This is a genomic window from Kitasatospora sp. NPDC005856 (assembly GCF_040629945.1).
Lineage (GTDB): Bacteria > Actinomycetota > Actinomycetes > Streptomycetales > Streptomycetaceae > Kitasatospora.
Genome location: NZ_JBEXWT010000012.1, coordinates 49,667 through 66,178, shown reverse-complemented (window position 1 = coordinate 66,178; position 16,512 = coordinate 49,667). Strand labels below are relative to the sequence as shown.

Below are 16,512 nucleotides of genomic sequence, written 5' to 3'. Positions count from 1 at the left end.
GATCACACCAACCACACCCGGACGGCGATGAACACCCCCGATCCCGAGCCCCAGGACGACCAGGAGCTCAGCCCCGCCGAGGCGTACGCGGCCAGCCGTCGCCGGGCCCAGGAGCAGGCCACCGCCCTGTACGGCTTCCAGCAGCTGTACGACTTCCCGCTGGACGACTTCCAGCTGGAGGCGTGCGAGACGCTGGAGGCCGGATCCGGCGTCCTGGTCGCCGCCCCCACCGGCTCCGGGAAGACCATCGTCGGCGAGTTCGCCGTGCACCTGGCCCTGGCCTCGGGCCGCAAGTGCTTCTACACCACGCCGATCAAGGCGCTCTCCAACCAGAAGTACGGGGACCTGGTCAAGCGCTACGGCGCCGCCAAGGTCGGCCTGCTCACCGGCGACAACTCCGTCAACGGCGACGCACCCGTGGTGGTGATGACCACCGAGGTGCTGCGCAACATGCTCTACGCGGGCTCCAGCACCCTCGACGGCCTCGGCTACGTCGTGATGGACGAGGTGCACTACCTCGCCGACCGCTTCCGCGGCGCCGTCTGGGAGGAGGTCATCATCCACCTCCCCGAGTCGGTCACCCTCGTCTCGCTCTCCGCGACCGTCTCCAACGCCGAGGAGTTCGGCGACTGGCTGGACACCGTGCGCGGCGGCACCAAGGTGATCGTCTCCGAGACCCGCCCGGTGCCGCTGTGGCAGCACGTGATGGCCGGCAACCGGATGTACGACCTGTTCGCCGACCCCGACCGGGACGGCCGCCCCAAGAACAACCTGAAGAACCCCGGCAAGGCCGTCAACCCCGAGCTGGTCCGGCTCGCCCGCTCCGAGCTCGACCGCAACCCGCGCGACCGCTTCGGCCGCGGCCGGGGCCGCTCGATGCCCAACGGCCGTCCCGGACGGGTCTGGACGCCGGGCCGGGTCGACGTCATCGACCGGCTCGACGCCGAGGGCCTGCTGCCCGCGATCACCTTCATCTTCAGCCGGGCCGGCTGCGAGGCCGCCGTCCAGCAGTGCCTCAGCTCCGGCCTGCGGCTCAACAAGGACTCCGAGCGCGCCCAGGTCCGGGCGATCGTCGAGGAGCGCTGCGCCGACATCCCCGACGAGGACCTGCACGTCCTCGGCTACTTCGAGTGGCTGGACGGGCTGGAGCGCGGCATCGCCGCCCACCACGCCGGGATGCTGCCCCGGTTCAAGGAGGTGGTCGAGGAGCTCTTCGTGAAGGGCCTGGTCAAGGCCGTCTTCGCGACCGAGACCCTGGCGCTCGGCATCAACATGCCCGCCCGCTCGGTGGTCATGGAGAAGCTGGTCAAGTGGAACGGCGAGACCCACGCCGACATCACCCCCGGCGAGTACACCCAGCTCACCGGCCGGGCCGGGCGGCGCGGCATCGACGTCGAGGGCCACGCCGTGGTGCTCTGGCAGCGCGGCCTCGACCCGGAGGCGCTGGCCGGCCTGGCCGGCACCCGCACCTACCCGCTGAAGTCCTCGTTCCGGCCCTCGTACAACATGGCCGTCAACCTGGTCTCCCAGTTCGGCCGGCACCGCTCGCGCGAGCTGCTGGAGACCTCCTTCGCCCAGTTCCAGGCGGACCGCTCGGTGGTCGGCATCGCCCGCCAGGTGCAGCGCAACGAGGAGGGGCTGGAGGGCTACCGCGAGTCGATGACCTGCCACCTCGGCGACTTCGACGAGTACATGGAGCTGCGCCGCAGGCTCAAGGACCGTGAGAACGAGCTCGCCCGCGAGGGCACCAGCCAGCGCCGCGCGGCCGCGGTCGAGTCCATCGAGCAGCTCAAGCCGGGCGACGTCATCCACGTGCCCACCGGCAAGTTCGCCGGCCTCGCCCTGGTCCTCGACCCGGGCCTGCCGCCGGTCAACCGCTCCGGCCGGGGCGGCCCGCGCCACCCCGACTTCCAGGACGGCCCGCGCCCGGTGGTGCTCACCGCCGAGCGGCAGGTCAAGCGGCTCGCCATGATCGACTTCCCGTACCCGGTCGTCGCGATCGAACGGCTGCGCATCCCCAAGTCCTTCAACCCGCGCAGCCCGCAGTCCCGGCGCGACCTCGCCTCGGCCCTGCGCACCAAGGCCGGCCACCTGGAGCCCGAGCGGTTCCGGCGCGGCCGCGCGGCCGCCGCCGACGACCCGGAGATCACCCGGCTGCGCACCGAACTGCGCCAGCACCCCTGCCACGGCTGCTCCGACCGCGAGGACCACGCCCGCTGGTCCGAGCGCTACCACCGGCTGCACCGCGACACCGAGTTGCTGGAGCGCCGGATGCGCTCGCGCACCCACACCATCGCCCGCACCTTCGACCGGGTCTGCGCACTGCTCACCGACCTCGGCTACCTCAGCGGGGACACCGTCACCGACGACGGCAAGCGGCTCGGCCGGCTCTACGGCGAACTCGACCTGCTCGCCTCCGAGTGCATCCGCGAGGGCGTCTGGAGCGGCCTGGCCGCCGCCGAACTCGCCGCCTGCGCCTCGGCGCTGGTGTACGAGGCCCGCCAGTCCGACGACGCCGGCGCCCCCCGGGTGCCGGAGGGCGCGGCCAAGGAGGCGCTCGGCAAGATGGTCCGGATCTGGGGCCACCTGGACGCCCTGGAGGAGCAGCACCGGATCAACACCGCCGAGGGCGTCGGCCAGCGCGAGCCCGACCTCGGCTTCGCCTGGGTCGCCTACCGCTGGGCGCTCGGCCACAACCTCGACCAGGTCCTGCGCGACGCCGACATGCCGGCCGGCGACTTCGTCCGCTGGACCAAGCAACTGATCGACGTCCTCGGCCAGATCCAGGACGCCGCCGGCGAGGACGCCGAACTCCGCCGCACCGCCCGCAAGGCCGTCGACGGCCTCCGCCGCGGCATCATCGCCTACTCCTCCGTCGGCTGACCGGCCGGACCTCCCCCGGGGCCCGCACGTTCTCGCGAACGCGCGGGCCCCTGCGCATCTCCGAGGATGAAGAGGTGGGAAGCGCCAGGCCTCCGGCCGCCCCCTTCCCACCCCCACCCCCACCCCCGCTCGTGGATTCCGGTGCTGCGTAGGAAGTCGGCCCTGCCGACTTCCTACGGCGGACCACAGACCTTCACACTTGGCCTCGGCTCCCTCACTCGACCCGAGCGAGGGAGCCGACCACAAACCCCCTCCTACGCAGCAGATGGAGGGCAGCGGAGATTAGCAAGATCGGGTCAGGGCTGGGGTGACGTCGGGGCGAAGTAGTCGCGAAGCATCTCGGTGGTCCATTCGGGTTGACGTACCTGCCCGCGCGGTCCGAACTCCTCGAACCAGGGCTTCACTTCGAGGACCGGGGTGCCGTCGATGGCATCCAGGTCCTCGACGTGGAGGTCCAGGCCGTCGACCTTGAGGAGGCGGCAGCGGGAGGACCCGAGCCAGTTGATGCGTCGCATGTTCCGGTGGCCGAACACGCCGACCTCGGGCCAGTCGGGGTTGTCCCGGGGACGGCGCGCACCGAAGTTCAGGTCGTTTGGGTCGGTCTTGTGAAACCGGAAGATCACGTCGAGGTGGGAGAACTCCTCCAGCCCCTTCGTCGCGTCGAGCGGAAACCTGTCGCTGTCGAGTCGGATGACGGCGCGCGTCCCGCCCCAGTAGTCGTCGGTCGGTTCCGTGCGGCCTCCCACAACGTGCCCGAGTGCTTCCACGCTGAAGACATCACCCACGTGCTTCCCTCCTCTGAACGGACCGCGCCAGGACAGCGGGTCAGGTGGTGGCGGCCAAGTACTCGGCGGCGCGCCTGTCGACGGTGTCGATGGTCGACACCTTCCGCCCGCGGTAGGGGGACAGTGCACTGCGAATCTGCAATGCGACGTCTCGGGTACGGGCGGAGCGGACGGTCTGCATGGCGTCGAGCGACTGGGACCAGATCGTGCAGGCCTCCTCGATGGAGTGCTGCCTGGCCTTCACGAGGCCGAGGTGGCCGAGGGTGACCGCGTGGGTCCGGGTGAAGGACGAGACCCGGCGGGTCGCGACGCTGCGTTCGAACTCCCTTGCTGCACCTTCCAGATCGCCGATATCACGAAGCGCCGATGCCGTCTCGTGTGCCAAGGACGCCTCGCCGAAGAAGAACACCCGCGCCGGCTCGTCGTCGCCGGCGGAAGCCGCTGACAGGTCGCGTTCGGCTTGGAGCAGCGCGGCGTTCGCTTCGGCGGTGCGGCCCGCGGCGGCCAGGGCGCGCGCGTGGACGACGCCGAGCAGGGAACGCTCGCGCGAGCTGGCGAGCCGGTACCGGTCGCCGGCCATGGACGCCTCAGCAACCCGGACGGCGTGGCGCGGCTTGTGAAGGTCGACCGCCTGGTGGGCCATGGCGCGCAGGACGTGGCCGGCCATTGCGGGGTCGTCGGCCTCGGCCGCCAGCTTCACGGCGACGGTGTAGTAGTGCTGAGCGGTGGGGTGCTCGCCGTTGTCGAACGCCGTCCATCCAGCCAGGTAGGCGAGCTCGGATGCTGCGGAGAACATGTCACGCCGGATCTGGTCGGACGAAAAGGTGCCTTGGAGGAACTCTCCGACGTCCGTGAGGAGATACTGCGCGACCGCCGTGCGTCCGTGTCCGCCGCCGCGCCGCTGGTCGAGCTGGGAGAAGAGCCCCGTCATCTCCCGAACGGCGTCCACGTCGGCCTGACCAGCGCGGCGGTGGGTGATGCCACGGCTGTCGGTGCGGGCCATGTGCTCCCACCAGCTGCCGGGGGGAATGCTCAGCGCCCCGAGCGAGTATGTGAGCGTGCGGAGGAGCTGTCTGCGTTCCACGTCAACGTCGATCCGTCCAAGAGCCGCCAGAGCCTTCAGCGTATCCAAGTCCCAGTCGCGTAGATCCGTTTGCTCGTCCCCGAACCCCATCGCCGCAAGGGTGATGTCACGGTTCAGCCAGCTGGTGAGCACTTCCGCGAGGTACTGAGGGATGTTCCCGGAGGGCATCACGCCTTGGCGGACCCACTGCGTGACGGATGCCCGGCTTGGACGTGCCGGATCGTTGTGGCGGGCCGCGACGCCGCACAGGGCCCGGGAGAGGGCTTCGTTGGGCCGGCCGGTTTCCCGAATGAGCTGGCCCAGCCGCTCATTGGGTTGGCGAGTGCGCCCCATGGGGGTCTCCTGGAGATGCCGTTCAACCGGTTCAACAACGGACGGTCGCCAATACCTTACTCTCGGCCAACTTGGACGGTTTGCTGTTCGTGCAAGGCAGTTGCAGGGCCTGCACTGCGAACGTTCCGTCATGTCCGGGCGGCGGTGAGGCCTGTCTTCGAACTGTCCCGACCCCGAGCGAGTGAGGCGCCCCCATGGAGCCTGGATCACGCATCATCACGACGAGGTTCCCCGCCGAACGGGAACGGATCGGTGAGCTCCGCCGCTGGGCCAGGACGGTCATGCCGCTGCTCGGCCTCGGCCTGGACGCCCGGCAGCACGGTGACGTGCTGGACGACGTCGAGCTCGTCCTGTCCGAACTCGGCGCCAACGCCGTCCTGCACGGCTGCGGTGGCGACCAGCCGGGCGTGAAGAGGGGCCGCTTCTCTGATGTGCACCCCGGGTGCGCTGCGGGTGTCCGTGGCTGATCCGGGCGGGGGCACGCCCGAGTACCGGTCGGCGAGTGATGAGGCGACCTGCGGCCGTGGCCTGACGCTGGTGATGGGGGTCGTGTCCCGCTTCGGCGTCGAGAGCCTTACCGGGGGCGGCAAGGAGATCTGGGCCGAGATCGAGCTGCCTCGTCCGGCGCGGTCGGCGACCGTCACGGTCGAGCAGATCGTCGCTCGCTCGCCCGTCTCGGCACACGACCTGGCGTGGGTCGAACCGGACCGGTCTCCCCTCTCTCCCATCCACCCACTCCGTCCCCAAGGACTGCGCCGTGAGTGTCGGACCGCGCACCAGAACGCTGCTCAAGACCGCCGCCGCAGCCCGCAGGTTGGACATCGCGGCCTCCTATGAGGCACTGACGCAAGCCTGCGTGTTCACCGGCGACGACGTCGCGAAGGCCGAGCTGGTCAGTGACAGCCCGAACCACCTGTGGTCGCTCGGAGCGCGCTCGCGTGCGCTCGCCATCGTGCACCCGCACGTGGATGAGGCGTGGGCACTCGTCAAGAGCGCGCAGTTGCTGAAGAGCAACCGGGTCGCCGTCACTTCTCCCCACTACACCGAGGTCCGGGTGGCTGCCGACGGCCAGGCCGTCACCTTTTGGCACCGCCCGGGGCTGCGAAGCCCGGACGCTTCCCTGTCAGCCTGGGTGACCGCCCTCACTCACCGCATCGACGCCGCGTCGGGGCCATGGCTGGGGGAGCACGACCCGTTCTCCGGGTTGCTGGCCGGCCTGGACGACGCCCCGCTGGACGCGGCCGTCCGCCGGTTCCTTCGCGAGCGCGCGACCCAGCTGCGCGAGGAGTGGGACTACCTCGACTGGCCGACACCGGACACCGTCGTCCTGGGCACCCTCGGCATGGCCCCGGTCCACGACGACGGCGTTCACGTCGGCCTCCTGTTGCGCCGCCCGCTCCAGCGCGGCCACCGCGAATGGGACCTCGTCGCCGCCCGCTGGCGCTCCGAACTGCTCACCGGCCCCCGCGACGACCACCGGACCTACGCCGACACCTACCTCTCGTACGAACGTGAGGACCGGCTCCCACCGCACCCTTACATCGGCGCCTGGACCGGCTACCAGGTCGTACGCGACCTCGTCGTCCTCACCGCGGTGATGGACACGGTGCGCCGCGCCCACCTCGACACCGACACCCGCCGGCAGGCCGCCCACCGCGTCGCCTGCCTGCGCGGGGCCCACCAGGCCCCCTGGAACTGGGGCCCGCGAATGGAGTCCACATGAATGCGACCCGAGGACTCTTCATCACCCTTGACGGTCTCAGTGCGAGCGGGAAGACCACCGTCGCCCCGCTGGTCGCCGCCCTCCTCGACGGCGTTCACCTCACGGACGGGACGCTGCCGACATTCCCCCGCACGCGTGCGGAGGTCGACGCCACGGGGATCCTGCCGGCGCGCTTCCACTGGTGGATGATGGCCAACCACCTCAAGTCCGAGACCGCCCGCGCGCTCATCGAGACCGGCCGAACGGTCGTGGTCGAGTCCTACTTCCCGCGCACGATCGCCACGCATACGGCGATGGGGTACGACTGCGCGCTGGAGTATCCGGACCAGGCGTTGGTTCCGGACGTGCCGATCCTCCTGGAAGTGGACGAACAGGTGCGCCAGGAGCGGCTTCATCGGCGGGCCGCACAAGGGACGCTGACCTATTGGCACCAGCGTGAGGAACCGAACGTGGCGGAGAGCGCCCGCGTGTACCGGGCGTTCGGCCTGCTGCCGGTGGACGGCACCGACCGCCCGCCGGAGGAGGTGGTGCGCGGCATCGTCGATACCGTGCGCTCGCATGCTCGTACCGCATTGAGGAAGGCAACTTTCCATGACCGCAATTGAGTTCGAGGCAAAGGTCCTCAACATCGAGCCGGAGGCGATGCGAGCGCTCCTGGCCGAGGCCGGGGCCGAGCACCTGGTCGACCGGTTCCAGCGCCGCTACGTCTACGACATCCCCGGCCGGCCGGGCGCGTGGGTCCGGCTGCGGGACACCGGCACCGACGTCACCCTGTGCGCCAAGGAGATCCACTCCGACGCGATCGACGGCGTGACCGAAACGGAGACGATCGTCGGCGACTTCGACGTCACTAACGCGCTCCTCGGCAAGCTCGGCTACCAGCCGAAGGCGTACCAGGAGAACCGTCGGTCCTCCTGGAGGCTGGCCGGCGCGGCCGTCGAGATCGACCACTGGCCGCTGATTCCCCCCTACGTGGAGATCGAGGGAGACAGCGCCGAACACGTCCACGCCACCGCCCTCGCGCTCAAGCTCCCGCTGGATGAGCTGACGAGCGAGAACACGACCAAGGTCTACCGCCGGTACGGGATCGACATCGAGTCGATCCCCCGGCTCACGTTCGAGTGACAGGAGAGAAGCCTTGTCAGCTACCCAGCGTCATGCGGTCAGGGTCGTCCGGGACCGGACCATCCGCATCAAGGTGATCGACGACTGCGGATTGGCCTGCACGTTCTGCCACAACGAGGGAACGCCGGTCACCGCCGACAACCGGGACCGCACCGCACTGCCCTTCGTCGCGGGCCCGGGGAGGACCGGGCGCGTGTCGATCTACAGCGAGACGAACGGAGTCGGCTTTCTGGCCGCCAGGATGGACCCGGACATGGCCTTCCGGCGGGCGGTGCGAACCGTGGCGAGGGCGTTCGACGCGGACGAGGTCCACCTCACCGGGGGAGAGCCCACCCTCCACACGGAGGTGCCCGCGTTGGTGGCGGCGCTCTCCGGCATGGGGCTGAGCGTCGGAATGACCAGTAACGGGGAGCGCGGTCGGCAGGTGATGCCGCAGTGTTCGGTGGCCGGACTCAACCGGGTCAACGTCTCGGTGTTCGGCACGACCGCCGAGGAACTCGGGGCCGTCCAGTCCGAGCGGTTCAGGTCGGCGGGTCTGGCCGGGACGAAGATCCGCGCTGCGGAGCAGACCGTCCGGGCCGCCGTTGCCAACGGCGTCAAGGTGTCCGTGAACATCGTCGTTCCTGGCATGGCGCACGTGGACCGGGTCGTCAACCTGGTCGAGTCGTACGGCCAGTTCGCGGACGTGCGGATGCTCACCAGCATCCAGCACGGGCCGGAGTCGGTGGCGGCGATCTCCGAAGTGCTGGCCCGTGTCGGCGCGGAACCGGTGCTCCGGACGTTCACCGCCGGCACCTCCGACGAGCGCACCCTCTATCGGGCGCTCGGCAGCCGGGCGGTCTACGTCAAGCGACTGCTGCCTGTACGGCTCCCCGACACCTGCGCGTCGTGCCGGTTCAACAACGACACGGACTGTGAGGAGGGCTACTACGGCATCCGCCTGTACCTCACCGAGCAGGGGGAGTACATGGTGGGCGTCTGCATCCAGCGGATGGACCTCTGCGTTCCGTTGGCCGAGCTGCCGAGGAGCGGGATCGTGGAAGAGGTGCAGGCCTTCAAGGACGCCGAGGTCCGGCGGCTGACGCGCGAGTACGGCGCTGCCGCCTGAGTGGCGGGCTCTGGACGATGGGGCCTTGGCGGCCTCGCTCGACCCGAGCGAGGCCGCCGGGTCGGGGCGCCGGAAGTCGGCCCGGCCGACTTCCTACGCCGGGGCGTGGCCGGGCCCGGCGGCGTCGAGGCGGCGGACGAGTTCGCGCAGGGCGCGGAGCTCGCGGTCCAGCGCTTCGGCGCCGCGCGGGGTGAGGGTGACCCAGGTGCGGGGGCGGCGTCCGACATAGCCCTTGGCGACGGCCACGAGGCCGGATTCCTCCAGGACCTTGAGGTGGCGGGACAGGTTGCCGTCGGTGGCGCCCAACTGCTCCTTGAGGAAGCCGAACTCGACGCTCTCGGCCTCGCGGGCGACCGCCAGGATGCCGAGCCGGACCCGTTGGTGGACGGTGTCGTCCAGCGCGAGAGTCGGGTGCTGCTCCTCGGCTTCGTCCGCAACGCTCATGGGGTGACCGTACGGGATGCCGCGGGCGTGCGGCGTGCCGCCGTCCACTGGGCCAGCCCGGCGGCCAGCAGGACCGCCGCGAGCAGCAGGGCCTTCGGCTGCGGGCCGTCGGCCCAGCCGCCGTCGCCCCGGTCGAGCCAGGGCAGCCAGCCGCTCTCCCACGGCGCCGCGAGGTAGGCGGTGAGCAGTGCGGTGTGGGCGAGTCCGGCGGCGGTGACCAGGGGGCTGCGCTCGGTCACGCCGAGGACGACCAGGCCGATGCCGACCACGTACCAGGGCGAGGCGTAGGTGTTCACGAGCAGGGACAGTCCGAACGGCACATGGCGCGCGAAGACCAGTCCGAGCAGGACGGCGGTGAGCAGCACTCCGATCCCGACCGCGGTGCCGGTCCAGCCGCCACGGTGCGGGAGGATCCCGCGGGCCTCACCGCGCCGCCGGTACCAGCGGGCCAGGGCCAGCCAGGCGACCGGGAGCAGCGCGTACCAGACGCCCCAGGCCAGGAAGCGGGCCAAGGCGCCGTCGAAGTCGCCGGTCCGGCACACGCCGTCCGGGGTGTGCGACACACAGAGGTCGATGAGCTCCGAGTAGGCGAAGGACGGGTAGGAGGTGACGCCCCGCCCGTTGGCGCCGAAGTTGTAGGCCTGGCCGGAGACCGGCACGGCGGCCAGGGCCAGCACGCCGAACCCGAGCAGCGGCACCCCCGAGCCGCGCAGCCGTGTCCGGGCCCGGGCCCGGAGCCCTTCCGTCTCGGCGAGGAGTTCGGCCGGGCCGGCCCGGTGCGTCGTCGTCATGATCCACCCCTGTTCATGCGTTCGAGCTTTGCGGTGCCATGAACTTTGCATCGCAAAGTAGGAACCAGTCAAGGGCTGTTGGGGAAGGCGGCTCCCGCGAACGCCGAGGGCCCGCACGTTCGCGTCGAACGTGCGGGCCCCTTCGCGAGGACGGGCTCAGCGGGTGGCGAGGGACTCCAGGAGGCGGTCGAGGGAGGTGCCGAGGCCCCAGCGGGCGGAGAGTTCCTCGAGGGTCATGGGATAGAGGGGCTCGCGGGGGAGGGCGGGATCGAAGGCCGGCAGGGGGGCGTCGTCGGCGACGCGGACGACCTTGGGGGCGACGTCGAGGTAGGCGGCGCCCTCGACGATGTTGCGGCGGCGGGCCGGGGTGAGCTTGGAGCCGACGTCGAGGGCGGCGGCGCGGATGGCCGCGAGGTCGCCGTACTCGTTGATCAGCTGGGCGGCGGTCTTCTCGCCGATGCCCTTGACGCCGGGAAGGCCGTCCGACGGGTCCCCGCGCAGGGCGGCCATGTCGGCGTACTGGGCGCCGCGCACGCCGTACTTCTCCAGCAGCAGCGCGTCGTCGGTGACCTGGAGGTTGCCCATGCCCTTGACCGGGTAGAGCACGGTGATCCCGCGGGCGTCGTCCACCAGTTGGAAGAGGTCGCGGTCGCCGGTGACGATCTGCACCGGCCCGGTGGCGCGGGCGGTGAGGGTGCCGATCACGTCGTCCGCCTCGTAGTCGGGGGAGCCGACCCGGGCGATGCCGAGCGCGTCCAGCACCTGTTCGATCACCGGGACCTGCGGGGCCAGCGTGTCGGGCACCTCCTCCTCGCCGTCCTCGGCCGCCTCGGCGACCCGGTGGGTCTTGTAGGAGGGGACGAGGTCGACCCTCCACTGGGGGCGCCAGTCGGCGTCCATGCAGGCCACCAGCTGGTCGGGCCGGTGGTCGTGGACCAGCCTGGCGATGAAGTCCAGCAGGCCGCGGACGGCGTTGACCGGCTCACCCTGCGGCGAGCGCAGGGTGTCCGGTACGCCGAAGTAGGCCCGGAAGTACAGGCTGGCGGAGTCGAGCAGCATCAGTCGCGGTGCGGTCACGACTCAGCATCATGCCGCACCGCGGTGACGGACGGGTGTGTTGTCAGTGCTCGTGCGGTCCGGCGCGGTGGACCGGGCCGTGGGCGTCGGCGCAGTGTTCGGCGGCGGAGTCGGCCGGGGTGGTGATCTGCAGCAGTGCTCCGGCCTCGTCCTCGCCGACGTGGTCGACCTGGAGGGTGGAGTGGGTGATGCCGTACTCCTGCGAGAGCTGGTGCTGCAGGGAGCGCCGCACCGCGTGGCAGTCGCCGCCGGGGGTGACCAGGATGTGCGCGGACAGGGCGGGCTGGCCGGAGGTGATCTCCCAGATGTGCAGGTCGTGGATCTCCTCGACCAGCGGCTCGGTGACCATCCGGTCGGCCACCGCGTCCGGGTCGATCCCCGCCGGGGCGGCCTCCAGGAAGATCCGTCCGGAGTCCCGGACCAGCGCGATGCCGGCCTTGAGCATCAGCGCGACGACGATCAGCGAGGCGATCGCGTCGGCCCGGGCGAAGCCGGTGGTCAGCACGATCGCACCGGCGACGGCGGTGGCGATGAAGGCGTAGAGGTCGGTCAGCACGTGCTGGAAGGCGCCCTCGACGTTCAGCGAGCTGCGGTTGGCCTTGGACATGCACCAGGTGGCGGCGAGGTTGACGACGATCCCGACCAGGGCGGTGACCAGCACCAGTGAGCCGGTGACCTCCGGCGGTTCGAGCAGCCGGGTGATCGCCTCGTAGCCCAGCCAGGCCGACAGCACCAGCAGGGTGACGCCGTTGGCCTGGGCGGAGAGGATCTCGGCGCGCTTGAGGCCGTAGGTGTAGCCGCCCCGGGCCGGGCGGGCGGCGAGCCGCATGGCGATCAGCGCGAGCACGATCGAGGCGGCGTCGGTGAGCATGTGGGCCGCGTCCGAGATCAGCGCCAGGGACTGGGCGGCGAAGCCGACCACGACCTCGCCGGCCATGAAGACGACGATCAGGGCGAGGGCGCTGAGCAGCCAGCGGCGGTCCGCGTCGGCGGCGACGCCGTGCGAGTGGCCGCCGGGACCGTGCGAGTGCCCGCCGTGCCCGTGCCCGCCGTGCCCGCCGTTCCCGTGCGAGCGCGACGGCGACTGCGACGGCGAGTGCGACGGCGCGTGCTCCTGGTCATGCACATGATCGTCGTGCGAATGCTCGTGCCCGGCCATGGAAGTCCTCTCGAGGCGCACGGGTGGGAAGGGGGGCGCGGCGCGACCGCCCCGCAACCGAAGTGAACCGCAGAATCGACAAAGATCCAAAGGCTGTACTGGTGACCGTTGTCGTTCCCGTCCCGGCGGCCGGACCCGGCGCACTCCGCAGCCGCCGGGCGGGCCGAACTCCCCTGCCGCCATGCCCAGTTGCGCTACCCCAGCGCGAGCGTGTCGAGTGCCGCCGCGGTGGCCGCCCGGACCAGCGCCCGCATCAGCCGCAGGTCGTCCCCCTGCTCCGGATGCCACTGCACCCCGAGTGCGAACCCCGGGCCCTCCACCGCCTCCACCGTCCCGTCCGGCGCGTGGGCGCTCACCCGCAGGCCCGACCCCAGCCGGCCGACGGCCTGGTGGTGGGAGGTCGGCACCTCCAGCTCGCTCTCCGGCAGCAGCCCGCCCAGCAGCGTCCCCGGCACCGGCCGCACCGGGTGCGAGCCGTAGCGCCCCGGCGAGCCGCCGTGCACGTCCACCGGCATCACGTCCGGCAGGTGCTGCACCAGCGTCCCGCCGCACACCACGTTCAGGATCTGCATGCCCCGGCAGATCGCCAGCAGCGGCATCCCGGCCGCCAGCGCCGACCGGAGCAGCCCGACCTCCCAGGCGTCCCGCTCCGGCGAGTCCACCTCCGTCGCCGGGTGCACTGGCTCCCCGTAGTACGCCGGGTCGATGTCCGGCCCGCCGGCGATCACCAGGCCGTCCAGCCGGGTCAGCACCTCCGGCGCGCGGTCCGGGACGTCCGGCGGCAGCAGGACCGCGATCCCGCCCGAGTCCCGGACCTGCGCGGTGTACCGCTCGGGCAGCAGGGCCACCCGGCGGCCCCGCCAATCGCTCCAACTCGCGTCCACCAGGTAGGTGCTGACGCCGATCAAAGGCCTGCGATCCATGGCGCGCATTCTCCCCCCGGAGCGGCGGATCCCCCGTCAGCCACGCGCGTCGGCGCGCCACGGGCGCCCGGCACCCATCCCGCACTCGACCCCCCCGCCCGCCCCGCGCCGGCCAGGCACCCCACCCCACCCCGCCCGACACCCGTCCCGCCCGACACCCGTCCCGCCCGCCCGTCCCGTCTCCGCCCCGCCCGACACCCGGCCGCCACTCACCCGCCCTCTTCCGCCCCGCGAGCCGCAGGCCGTACGGTTCGCTGTGACCGCTTGATCTCGAAGAGTGATCGAGGAGGAGGGTTCGGCCATGTCCGAACAGACCACCGCGGGCTCGCCGCCCCGGCCACCGCTGACCCTGGAGGGGCTGCGCACCCTGGTGGACGCCGGTGAGGTGCACACCGTCGCGCTCGCCTTCACCGACATGCAGGGCCGCCTCCAGGGCAAGCGCTTCGCCGCCCGGTTCTTCCTCGACGAGGTCGCCGAGCACGGAGCCGAGGCCTGCGACTACCTGCTGGCCGTCGACGTCGACCTGAACACCGTGGACGGCTACGCCTTCTCCTCCTGGGCCACCGGCTACGGCGACTTCGCGATGCGCCCCGACCTCGCCACCCTGCGGCTGACCCCCTGGCAGCCCGGCACCGCCCAGGTCACCGCCGACCTCGCCCGGCACGGTGGCCACCCGGTGGACGCCGCCCCGCGCCAGCTGCTGCGCCGCCAGATCGCCCGGCTCGCCGAGCACGGCCTGGCCGCCGACATCGGCACCGAGCTGGAGTTCCTGGTCTTCCGCGACACCTACGAGCAGGCCTGGCTGGGCGGCTACCGCGGCCTGACCCCGGCGAACCTCTACAACGTGGACTACTCGATGCTGGGCACCGCCCGGGTCGAGCCGCTGCTGTCCCGGATCCGCACCGAGATGGCCGGCGCCGGCCTGGTGGTGGAGTCGGCCAAGGGCGAGTGCAACCTCGGCCAGCACGAGATCGCCTTCCGCTACGCCGACGCCCTCAGCACCTGCGACCAGCACAGCGTCTACAAGACCGGCGCGAAGGAGATCGCCGCCCAGCTCGGCTGCGCGCTCACCTTCATGGCCAAGTACGACGAGCGCGAGGGCAACAGCTGCCACATCCACCTCTCGCTGCGCGACGCCGTCGGCGCCCCCGCCTTCGCCGACCGGGACGGCCGGATGACCGACACCATGCGGCACTTCCTGGCCGGCCAGCTGACGGCGCTGCGCGAGTTCAGCCTGCTGTACGCGCCGAACATCAACTCCTACAAGCGATACCGCCCCGGCTCCTTCGCCCCGACCGCCGTCGCCTGGGGCCGGGACAACCGCACCTGCGCCTACCGGGTGGTCGGCCACGGTGCCGGGCTGCGGATGGAGAACCGGGTGCCGGGCGGCGACGTCAACCCGTACCTCGCGGTGGCCGGGATGATCGCGGCGGGCCTGCACGGGCTGCAGCGCAAGCTGGAACTGCCCGCGCCCTGCCTGGGCAACGCCTACGCGGTCGAGGAGTACGCCCGGGTGCCCGGATCGCTGCGCGAGGCGGCCGAGCTGTGGGCGGCGAGCGAACCGGCCCGCGAGGCCTTCGGCGACGACGTGGTCGAGCACTACCTGAACATGGCCCGGGTCGAGCAGGCCGCCTACGACGGGGCGGTCACCGACTGGGAGCGCTACCGATCCTTCGAACGGATGTGATCCATGACCGAGGCGAACCCGGGCGCCGGGAGCAGCACCGTCCGCAACCCCGCCACCGGCGAGGTGCTCGCCACCGTTCCCGACACCACCCCCGAACAGCTGGACGTGGCCGTCCGGCGGGCGGTGGCGGCCCAGACCGGCTGGGCCGCGCTCGCCCCCGGCGAACGCGCCCGGCTGCTGCGCCGGTTCGCCGACCAGGTCGAGGTGCACGTCCCGGAGCTGGCCGCGCTGGAGGTCGAGGAAGCCGGCCACCTCCCGGCCGGTGCCCGCTGGGAGGCCGGCAACGTCCGGGACCTGCTGGAGTACGCGGCCGGGGGAGTGGAGCGGCTGACCGGACGGCAGATCCCGGTGGCCGGCGGCCTGGACGTGACCTTCCACGAGCCGGTCGGCGTGGTCGGGGTGATCGCGCCGTGGAACTTCCCGATGCCGATCGCCGCCTGGGGCTTCGCCCCCGCCCTGGCGGCCGGCAACGCCGTCCTGCTCAAGCCCGCCGAGGCCACCCCGTTGACCGCCCTGCGGCTGGCCGAGCTCGCCCTCGCGGCGGGCCTGCCCGAGGGCCTGTTCCAGGTCGTCCCCGGTGCGGGCGCCACCACCGGCCGGGCCCTGGTGGACCATCCGGCGGTCCGCAAGATCGTCTTCACCGGCTCGACCGTCGTCGGCAAGGAGGTCGCCGCCCGCTGCGCCGCCCGCGCCAAGCGGGTCACCCTGGAGCTCGGCGGCAAGAGCCCCAGCATCGTCTTCGCCGACGCCGACCTGGCCCGCGCCGCCGACCCGATGTCCTTCGCCGACAACAGCGGCCAGGACTGCTGCGCCCGCAGCCGGATCCTGGTCCAGCGCGAGGTGTACGAGGACTTCCTCGCCCACCTGCTGCCGGCCGTCGAGACCCTGCGCACCGGCGACCCGACCGACCCGCAGACCCGGCTCGGCCCGCTGATCTCGGCCGCCCAGGTCCGCCGGGTCGCCTCGTACCTCACCCCCGACCTGCCGGTGCTCGCCCGCGGCAAGATCCCGGACGGGCCCGGCTACTGGTACCCGCCGACGGTGATCGCCCCCGAGGATCCGCAGGTCCCGGCCGTCACCGAGGAGATCTTCGGCCCGGTCGCCGCCGTCCTGCCGTTCACCGACGAGGCCGACGCGCTGCGCCTGGCCAACGCCACCCGCTACGGCCTGTCCGGCTCGATCTGGACCCGGGACGTCGGCCGCGCGCTGCGCCTGGCCCGGGGCGTACGGGCGGGCAACCTGTCGGTCAACTCGCACTCCTCGGTGCGCTACTGGACGCCCTTCGGCGGCTACGGCGAGTCCGGGGTGGGCCGCGAGCTGGGCCCGGACGCGCTGCGCCACTTCACCGAGACCAAGAACGTCTTCATCCACAGCGAGGAGTGACAGCCCG

Annotated in this window: 15 protein-coding genes; 8 read left to right on the top strand and 7 right to left on the bottom strand. The window is 71.8% G+C overall.

Annotated elements, in window-relative coordinates:
* Window positions 1-27 precede the first annotated feature (27 nt).
* Window positions 28-2,883 (top strand): DEAD/DEAH box helicase, encoded by a 2,856-nt coding sequence (locus tag ABZ449_RS10220; protein ID WP_360343412.1) that lies wholly within the window; start codon window positions 28-30, stop codon window positions 2,881-2,883.
* Between the two features lie 296 nt (window positions 2,884-3,179).
* Here ABZ449_RS10220 and ABZ449_RS10215 read toward each other — a convergent pair whose 3' ends face one another.
* Window positions 3,180-3,668, bottom strand: a complete 489-nt coding sequence (locus ABZ449_RS10215; protein ID WP_360343217.1) for an SAM-dependent methyltransferase — start codon at window positions 3,666-3,668, stop codon at window positions 3,180-3,182.
* 40 nt (window positions 3,669-3,708) lie between these two features.
* A complete protein-coding gene (locus ABZ449_RS10210) occupies window positions 3,709-5,085 on the bottom strand; it encodes a Tat pathway signal protein (protein WP_360343214.1) in 1,377 nt (458 codons plus the stop codon).
* 194 nt (window positions 5,086-5,279) lie between these two features.
* Here ABZ449_RS10210 and ABZ449_RS10205 point away from each other — a divergent pair, with 194 nt between their 5' ends.
* The 5 genes from ABZ449_RS10205 to ABZ449_RS10185 all read left to right on the top strand — a co-directional run bounded on the left by ABZ449_RS10205 (window position 5,280) and on the right by ABZ449_RS10185 (window position 9,041).
* Window positions 5,280-5,552, top strand: a complete 273-nt coding sequence (locus tag ABZ449_RS10205) for a hypothetical protein (RefSeq protein WP_360343211.1) — start codon at window positions 5,280-5,282, stop codon at window positions 5,550-5,552.
* Between the two features lie 290 nt (window positions 5,553-5,842).
* Window positions 5,843-6,808 (top strand): hypothetical protein, encoded by a 966-nt coding sequence (locus ABZ449_RS10200; protein WP_360343208.1) that lies wholly within the window; start codon window positions 5,843-5,845, stop codon window positions 6,806-6,808.
* A complete protein-coding gene (locus tag ABZ449_RS10195) occupies window positions 6,805-7,413 on the top strand; it encodes a hypothetical protein (protein ID WP_360343205.1) in 609 nt (202 codons plus the stop codon). Before ABZ449_RS10200 ends, ABZ449_RS10195 begins: the two co-directional genes overlap by 4 nt.
* On the top strand, window positions 7,400-7,933 hold the full coding sequence (locus ABZ449_RS10190) for a class IV adenylate cyclase (protein ID WP_360343202.1): 534 nt from the start codon (window positions 7,400-7,402) through the stop codon (window positions 7,931-7,933). Before ABZ449_RS10195 ends, ABZ449_RS10190 begins: the two co-directional genes overlap by 14 nt.
* A 13-nt stretch (window positions 7,934-7,946) precedes the next feature.
* The gene (locus ABZ449_RS10185) at window positions 7,947-9,041 is read left to right on the top strand and encodes a radical SAM protein (protein WP_360343199.1); all 1,095 of its coding nucleotides are present in this window, start codon (window positions 7,947-7,949) and stop codon (window positions 9,039-9,041) included.
* 93 nt (window positions 9,042-9,134) lie between these two features.
* On the opposite strand, the gene ABZ449_RS10180 is transcribed toward ABZ449_RS10185, so the two are convergent.
* From ABZ449_RS10180 to ABZ449_RS10160, 5 genes are all read right to left on the bottom strand, one after another.
* Window positions 9,135-9,485: a transcriptional regulator gene (locus tag ABZ449_RS10180; RefSeq protein ID WP_360343196.1), complete on the bottom strand. Its 351-nt coding sequence runs from the start codon at window positions 9,483-9,485 to the stop codon at window positions 9,135-9,137.
* On the bottom strand, window positions 9,482-10,276 hold the full coding sequence (locus tag ABZ449_RS10175) for a hypothetical protein (protein WP_360343193.1): 795 nt from the start codon (window positions 10,274-10,276) through the stop codon (window positions 9,482-9,484). The genes ABZ449_RS10180 and ABZ449_RS10175 overlap by 4 nt, the downstream gene beginning before the upstream one ends.
* A 156-nt stretch (window positions 10,277-10,432) precedes the next feature.
* Window positions 10,433-11,335, bottom strand: coding sequence for a 5'-3' exonuclease (locus tag ABZ449_RS10170; protein WP_360343409.1), 903 nt, complete (start codon window positions 11,333-11,335; stop codon window positions 10,433-10,435).
* A 61-nt stretch (window positions 11,336-11,396) separates the two neighbouring features.
* Complete coding sequence (locus tag ABZ449_RS10165) at window positions 11,397-12,479, bottom strand: cation diffusion facilitator family transporter (RefSeq protein ID WP_360343190.1); 1,083 nt, start codon at window positions 12,477-12,479, stop codon at window positions 11,397-11,399.
* 227 nt (window positions 12,480-12,706) lie between these two features.
* Complete coding sequence (locus ABZ449_RS10160) at window positions 12,707-13,435, bottom strand: gamma-glutamyl-gamma-aminobutyrate hydrolase family protein (RefSeq protein WP_360343187.1); 729 nt, start codon at window positions 13,433-13,435, stop codon at window positions 12,707-12,709.
* 301 nt (window positions 13,436-13,736) lie between these two features.
* On the opposite strand from ABZ449_RS10160, the gene ABZ449_RS10155 reads away from it, so the two are divergent.
* Together ABZ449_RS10155 and ABZ449_RS10150 are read left to right on the top strand one after the other, a co-directional pair.
* Window positions 13,737-15,122, top strand: a complete 1,386-nt coding sequence (locus tag ABZ449_RS10155) for a glutamine synthetase family protein (RefSeq protein WP_360343184.1) — start codon at window positions 13,737-13,739, stop codon at window positions 15,120-15,122.
* Window positions 15,123-15,125: 3 nt separating this feature from the next.
* Window positions 15,126-16,505, top strand: coding sequence for an aldehyde dehydrogenase family protein (locus ABZ449_RS10150; protein WP_360343181.1), 1,380 nt, complete (start codon window positions 15,126-15,128; stop codon window positions 16,503-16,505).
* Window positions 16,506-16,512: the final 7 nt, after the last annotated feature.

Excerpts from the sequence above, each read along its gene's own strand:
- ABZ449_RS10220 (WP_360343412.1), top strand. The coding sequence starts at position 28 with ATGAACACCCCCGATCCCGAGCCCCAGGACGACCAGGAGCTCAGCCCC.
- ABZ449_RS10210 (WP_360343214.1), bottom strand. The coding sequence starts at position 5,085 with ATGGGGCGCACTCGCCAACCCAATGAGCGGCTGGGCCAGCTCATTCGG.
- ABZ449_RS10205 (WP_360343211.1), top strand. The coding sequence starts at position 5,280 with ATGGAGCCTGGATCACGCATCATCACGACGAGGTTCCCCGCCGAACGG.
- ABZ449_RS10195 (WP_360343205.1), top strand. The coding sequence starts at position 6,805 with ATGAATGCGACCCGAGGACTCTTCATCACCCTTGACGGTCTCAGTGCG.
- ABZ449_RS10190 (WP_360343202.1), top strand. The coding sequence starts at position 7,400 with ATGACCGCAATTGAGTTCGAGGCAAAGGTCCTCAACATCGAGCCGGAG.
- ABZ449_RS10180 (WP_360343196.1), bottom strand. The coding sequence starts at position 9,485 with ATGAGCGTTGCGGACGAAGCCGAGGAGCAGCACCCGACTCTCGCGCTG.
- ABZ449_RS10175 (WP_360343193.1), bottom strand. The coding sequence starts at position 10,276 with ATGACGACGACGCACCGGGCCGGCCCGGCCGAACTCCTCGCCGAGACG.
- ABZ449_RS10170 (WP_360343409.1), bottom strand. The coding sequence starts at position 11,335 with ATGCTGCTCGACTCCGCCAGCCTGTACTTCCGGGCCTACTTCGGCGTA.
- ABZ449_RS10160 (WP_360343187.1), bottom strand. The coding sequence starts at position 13,435 with ATGGATCGCAGGCCTTTGATCGGCGTCAGCACCTACCTGGTGGACGCG.
- ABZ449_RS10155 (WP_360343184.1), top strand. The coding sequence starts at position 13,737 with ATGTCCGAACAGACCACCGCGGGCTCGCCGCCCCGGCCACCGCTGACC.
- ABZ449_RS10150 (WP_360343181.1), top strand. The coding sequence starts at position 15,126 with ATGACCGAGGCGAACCCGGGCGCCGGGAGCAGCACCGTCCGCAACCCC.